The sequence below is a fragment of the Bacillus cereus genome, assembly GCF_015071065.1.
In the GTDB taxonomy this organism is placed as follows: domain Bacteria; phylum Bacillota; class Bacilli; order Bacillales; family Bacillaceae_G; genus Bacillus_A; species Bacillus_A cereus_BA.
Genome location: NZ_VOVA01000051.1, coordinates 1 through 6,283, shown reverse-complemented (window position 1 = coordinate 6,283; position 6,283 = coordinate 1). Strand labels below are relative to the sequence as shown.

The window sequence follows — 6,283 nt, the reverse complement described above, 5'->3', positions numbered from 1 at the left end:
AATATAACTCTTCGGCAAATAAAGACAGCTCTTGTTTTTGGTGCATATTCATAAAAAGCACGTCACCCTTTCTCATTAACATAAGAGAATAGTAACGTGCTTTTAAGTTTAAGAATAGTCTAAATCCTTAAGTTGATGGATGTGGGGTACCGCCACGTGCCCATCAACTTAAGGAATTGGTAGTTCCCCAAAAAGAAGAAAATGAGTTGAATTCTTATAAATAACCATAAAATAATAAAATTTTCGTTTTGGGGACACTTCAAAATATTAGCTCGATAGTGACGGGGAGGGACTCCTATTAGTAATTAAGGTTTATTGAAGAATTTATTGCATTAGAAAGTATTGTAATTTATAATACGTTTAAATGATTAAATTCTTCAACAAAAGGAAATGTGAGTGAAATGAACTGTAATGATAAAATAATGCACCTTTTAGAAAGTTTAAGACCGTATTTTCAAGGGCTGGGAGATCCAACTCGTCAGCAAATTGTATCACTTTTAATTGATAAAGATAGCTTGAATGTGACGCAAATTGCAGAGCATATTCCTATGTCAAGACCTACTGTATCTCATCATCTAAAAATATTGAAACAATCAGGGTTGCTTCAAGTTCAGAAAAAAGGCACTGAAATGTATTATTGTCTTGAATTTAATGAAACAATAAATCTTTTAAAAGAGCTTGTTTCTTTAGTCGAAGATGAATGTAAGAATTAGATACACATTTATAGTTTAGGGACAAGTTTTGTCCCTTTTTAATGTTTTTTTATGTCGAAATGTTTAAGTTTTTAATCATTTAAACTCATAAGTAAATACTAATTGAAATGGAGGTTTCAAATGAACAAGAAAACCGTATTAATTATTGGTGGATATGGAGTTGTTGGTAGTCAAGTTGCTAAAATTTTACATGATCGACATCCTGATTTGGAAATTAGATTAGGAGGAAGAACTTTAGGGAAAGCACTACCTTTTGAATCAGAGAGAGTAAAGATAGTCAAGGTGGACAATACAACAGATGATCCTTTAAGAAATTTGAATGATAATCTCATATTAATTGTTAATGCGGTTAATGATCCTCAAGATAGACTACTTTTATCCGCAGTCAAAAAAAGAATTCCATTGGTTGACATTACTCGTTGGACTGAACGCTTTCAGAGTTCTATTGCTCGATTGGAAAATATTGATGTTCAATCCCCTGTTGTATTAGCTTCTGGGTGGATGGGAGGTACAGCAGCCCTTTTTTCTAAAATTTATTCAAAAGATCTTCAAGAGGTTACAGTTGATATCAACGCACTATATTCTCTTCAAGACAAAGCAGGACCAAATTCAACAGCATATATGGATTGGTTAACTATTCCATTTGAAGTCAAAACTCGAGAGGGAATGCGGCAGGTTTATCCAATGACAGATCCTATCAAAATTCACTTTCCCAACGGTTATATAACAAAATGTTATCGTTTGGACACTCCTGATCATGTAACTCTTCCAGGATCGATTCATGCTGTTTCGGTTAACTTTCGTATTGCTTTTGATAGTAAAATATCTACATATGGACTGGTTTCTCTGGTGAATACAGGAATTTGGAAAATGATTAGTGGAAAAAAATTTACCGGTTTACGGAAAAACATTCTCTATAAACCCGGAAAGGGAAGTGCACATAACATAGTTATTCACCTTAACGGTTATGATGATACTGGTGTATTGCATAGACGATGTGTGAACATATCGGATCCATTAGGACAGACACACCTTACTGCTTTAGGAGCAGCTGTCCAAGCAGAGCATATTTTACAACCATCTGATATTGTGGTTCTGAATTCTGAAATTTACTTTCCAGAAAATCTATTAGATTTTGGGGTGAATTCATCTGCAATTTTAAATTTTTATAAAGAATATGGAGTTAATATTACGATAGAAGATTTATAAAAGGTACCGTTCTATACGCGATAATGCACATATCACTATCAAGATAAAGTTAAGAAATTGAATTTCCTCAAAACAAAAAAATGAGTTAACTTCTCAAAGTAACTACCTGTAGAGAAAGAAAATTTTCGTTTAGGAGGGACTTCAAAACCTTAGCTTGATAGCGATGTGGCGGTACCCCTAATAAGCGAAATATTATATTGTATTGTTTTATCTAAATTATTTGTAAAGGTGGATACATAATGACAGTAAAGAAACTTTATTTCCTCCCAGCAGGTCGTTGTATGTTGGATCATTCTTCAATCAATAGTACACTTACACCGGGTAAACTACTAAACTTACCTGTTTGGTGTTATCTGTTGGAGACAGAAGAGGGACCTATTTTAGTAGATACAGGTATGCCAGAAAGTGCACTTAATAATGAGAATCTTTTTAAAGGTACATTTGTTGAAGGCCAAGTTTTACCTAAAATGAATGAGAACGATAGGATCGTAAATATTTTAAAGTGTGCCGGATATGAGCCAGAAGATCTTCTTTATATCATTAGTTCTCACTTGCATTTTGATCATGCAGGAGGAAATGGCGTTTTTACAAATACACCAATTATTGTACAGCGTGCTGAATATGAGACAGCACTCCACAGAGAGGAATATTTGAAAGAATGTATATTGCCAAATTTAAACTATAAAATCATTGAAGGGGATTATGAAGTAGTGCCAGGTGTTCAATTAATATATACACCGGGACATACGCCAGGGCATCAGTCATTATTAATTAAGACGGAAAAATCAGGTCCAGTGTTACTAACTATTGATGCATCATATACGAAAGAAAACTTTGAAGATGAAGTACCGTTTGCTGGATTTGATCCGGATTTAGCTTTATCTTCAATAAAACGTTTAAAAGATGTTGTTAGGAAAGAAAATCCGATTATTTTCTTTGGACATGATATGGAGCAAGAAAAGGGCTGTAAAGTGTTCCCAGATTATTTGTGATATAGCATATAAAAAGTCATGGGCTCGTTAGCTCATGACTTTTTGTTTTGGGGTGTTATAAAATTCTTAAGTTGATGGGCATGTGGCGGTACCCCCATAAGATTAAATGTAGACTATTATTGTAGTGTTTTAGGTTTCTTAATCATTACGGTACGTGAAATTATTATGTTAACCATAAAAAAAAGCCCCTTGTACGGGCCACTTATTTTACAAGGTACTGTTTTACTTCTTTTATTAATAGTTCCGCACCTTCTGAACTTAATGTTATCTTACCATTTGCTAATACTATGTTACGATTTGACACCTCTTCTGTTAATGCACAAACACCACCAGGCTGATACTTCTGTAAAACAATGTCTTCACCTTCTACAAAGATCTCTAATGGTGATTTTTCTTTAATACCTAGCGTATTTCTAAGTTCCTTTGGAATTACCACACGCCCTAACTCATCTACTTTTCTAGTTACTCCGGTTGCTTTCATCTAATATCTTTCCCCATTTCATTATCAATTGTACCCAAGTTATTCTTTACTATTGTAACAAGCTTTCCCCATACATGAAAATTTAGTTTCATTTATAAAAGAACAAGTAAAATAAATAGAGGATTTTTGGCACGATAACAAGATAAGTAATTGAAATGAAGCAATTCGTCAGCTCGTAGAAAAGGGTTAAGTCTTAAATAATGACTAGCCTTATTATTCCCCCAAAAAACACATTTAAAGTCCTTATCTGTCTTTACATATGTTTTTAAAATGAACAAGACCTATTTTAACTTGTCCATCGAAACGCAAAATAAACAAACCTGAAAAGTCGTTTTTAAATTAAACCTCCTTTTTTAAATACACTCTTTAAAAAATTGAAAAAGAGCTGAATTTTTATCACAGCTCATGTATTTATTAGCTCTGTATGCGTACATGTAGAGTGTTGAGAACATCCAAAAATCTTGCTTCCTGTTTTATTTAATTTACAAAATCAGTCTTTCCTAAATCAGAAAGATTTCATTCACAGAGTTTTTGGACTTATAGTATAAAATACGATTCCGTTAAAAATCTACTATCGTTCCTCTTCATATATTTGCACCAGAACCTCCTTTTTAACCAAAAAAGTTGAGGATTCCCCCAACTTTTTGATTCATCTATTGTCTTATTAGTCCTGTAGATGTAACCTGATATATTCTCTTCTTACCCATATATTCCTGTTTGCCATTCTCAAGGTTAGTTAAAGTAGCTCGTATCTTTTCCTTTTCTGCTTCCCCTTCTATATGGGTAAGTTCAATGTAATCCCCAACTTTTACAGGAACGGTTTGGGTTTCAGCAGTTCGTTGTCTATTTCCCACAATTTCTTTATTGTACACAACGCTACCCGATGAGTTCTGTACTTTTATACTTGCATACGTACTATTAAAGTAGGAATGTGGTATACCCGCTTCTAATTGTATCTGCATTTCTTCTGTTTCTTTATTATAATCTACTTTTGCAAATTCTCTATCGCTATATCCTTTTAATGACCAGCTAAATTGATTTCCGTCTAAAACCGTTGTTTCTGGCATTTTTTCTACTTTATTCAAACCTTCTTTTGTAACCTCATACCTTGCTATCTTTCCAATCGTTTCATTTTTCCCCTTATCATTATTGATTAGAGTAGCTCGTACCTTTTCCTTTTCTTTATCTCCCTCTAAATGAGTAATTTGAATGTAATCGCCAACTTTTACTGGTGCCTTTTGTGTTTCAATATTTTGTTGTTTATTCCCCTGAATCTCTTTGTCGTACACAACTTTACCTGATGAATTCTGTACTTTTATACTTGCATACGTACTATCGAAGTAATAATGGGGCACTCCAGATTTTAAATTCACTTGCATTTCTTCGGTCGACTTGTTGAAATCTACTTTTGCGAACTCATAATCGCTGTATCCTTTTAATGACCAAGAAAATTGATTTCCTATTAACATATTAGAAATGCCATTTGAAATTTCCACCTTTTTCTCTACAGTTCGATCAAATATATCTGTTATTGTAATTTTAGCGTAAGCTGTTGATGGCAATTGCATTGATTGACTAATCTCAGTTTGATAGGACTTAATATTATCAATTATTTTCAGAGGTTGTCCCGTTAGATTTTCATTGTTATAAATCTCTATTTTCCCTTTAAACTGTGCTGTACTTTGTTCTTTCAATTTCCAGGATACACTTATTTTTTCATTTTCATAGCGAATATTTTGAATATCAATATCCAAATTCCCCATCTCTGGTTGACTAGGTTGATTTAAGTTAAAAGTCTTTCCAGTACCAATAGTTGATTGCGTATTTCCACCTGCTTTTACCCATACATATTCTGAAGTTGCTCCTCCATCATATTGATAAGAACTATCATGCTGCCCAGAAATACGTTGATTATTCCAAGAACTCCATTGTTTATCAGATACTTTTCTACTAAAACCATTTTTAAGGCGTGCTTCTCGTACATCTTGCCCATTGCCAGCCCAGTCTTCTTGAAACATGGATAAGCCATAATTAAATGCAACATTTGCAACTGGATGATCCATAATAGCAACTAACTTCCATTCATTTGTTTTATTATCTTTTATCCATTGGCCAAACTTTGTATGGCCATCTTCTTGCCAAGAACGTAGAGTCATTCGATACCATTAACTATCTTTCCAATCATAAGTTGTTTGAACTTTAAGACCTGTTCCTTCTCCACCGAATCTACTGGCTTCTGAAGTTGGCGATAAATATTCAGCCCTTATTGCTTGGTTTGAAGCTATTGGATCCCAAAGTGCAAAGTGTAGCGTGCGTTTACCTGCTTGATTAAAACCACTTTGTTGTTGGAATCCAGCATAGCCACCACCTTCTCCCCCCTGATTCCAATTATGTACAGCCCAATATGTATAAGGTGCTGTTTGGACTGGTGACCAGTCTATACTAATAATATCTGAAGCAGCTGTATTTTGTGGTGTCACATATACCGATGGGGCATTAGAGCGGGTTGCTGCCTCCGTATTAGAAATTGGTGTTCCAAACATTGAAAGCATGGTGCAGGCCGCTGTAATTACAACAATTTGTTTTATTCTTCTCCTTGTTTTTGGTTTAAACATAATTTCCAATCTCCTTTTCAATTATTTATAGTTACATTGAATAATAACTCCATATATCCAGTTAAACAAATTACACAAAAAAAGAACACTAGATATATTACCTGGGTACATTTGATGTTTTTTTACCGCTATTACCAAGAAAAATATAGTATTTTGTTATAAAATCGTATAATTTACCACTAAATTTCTAATACAGATATTATAAAAATTCATAAATTAATAGAGATATTTTTGAAATTTACTTTTAATTCTTTAACATGTAATACGTAAATT

At 33.5% G+C, this 6,283-nt stretch carries 4 protein-coding genes and 1 pseudogene; 3 read left to right on the top strand and 2 right to left on the bottom strand.

Features of this window, described 5'->3' with window-relative positions:
- Positions 1–401 precede the first annotated feature (401 nt).
- From FT637_RS29170 to aiiA, 3 genes are all read left to right on the top strand, one after another.
- A complete protein-coding gene (locus FT637_RS29170) occupies positions 402–713 on the top strand; it encodes an ArsR/SmtB family transcription factor (protein ID WP_193649206.1) in 312 nt (103 codons plus the stop codon).
- Positions 714–833: 120 nt separating this feature from the next.
- On the top strand, positions 834–1,922 hold the full coding sequence (locus tag FT637_RS29165) for a saccharopine dehydrogenase (protein ID WP_193649205.1): 1,089 nt from the start codon (positions 834–836) through the stop codon (positions 1,920–1,922).
- Between the two features lie 239 nt (positions 1,923–2,161).
- Entirely contained in the window at positions 2,162–2,914 is a 753-nt protein-coding gene (gene aiiA, locus FT637_RS29160; RefSeq protein WP_193649204.1) for a quorum-quenching N-acyl homoserine lactonase AiiA, read from the top strand.
- 202 nt (positions 2,915–3,116) lie between these two features.
- Here aiiA and FT637_RS29155 read toward each other — a convergent pair whose 3' ends face one another.
- Together FT637_RS29155 and FT637_RS29150 are read right to left on the bottom strand one after the other, a co-directional pair.
- Entirely contained in the window at positions 3,117–3,395 is a 279-nt protein-coding gene (locus tag FT637_RS29155; protein WP_193649203.1) for an AbrB/MazE/SpoVT family DNA-binding domain-containing protein, read from the bottom strand.
- 653 nt (positions 3,396–4,048) lie between these two features.
- A pseudogene (locus FT637_RS29150) lies at positions 4,049–6,010 on the bottom strand (DUF3472 domain-containing protein).
- Between the last annotated feature and the right edge of the window lie 273 nt (positions 6,011–6,283).

Coding starts and splice junctions, on each gene's coding strand:
- FT637_RS29170 (WP_193649206.1), top strand. CDS start 402: ATGAACTGTAATGATAAAATAATGCACCTTTTAGAAAGTTTAAGACCG.
- FT637_RS29165 (WP_193649205.1), top strand. CDS start 834: ATGAACAAGAAAACCGTATTAATTATTGGTGGATATGGAGTTGTTGGT.
- aiiA (WP_193649204.1), top strand. CDS start 2,162: ATGACAGTAAAGAAACTTTATTTCCTCCCAGCAGGTCGTTGTATGTTG.
- FT637_RS29155 (WP_193649203.1), bottom strand. CDS start 3,395: ATGAAAGCAACCGGAGTAACTAGAAAAGTAGATGAGTTAGGGCGTGTG.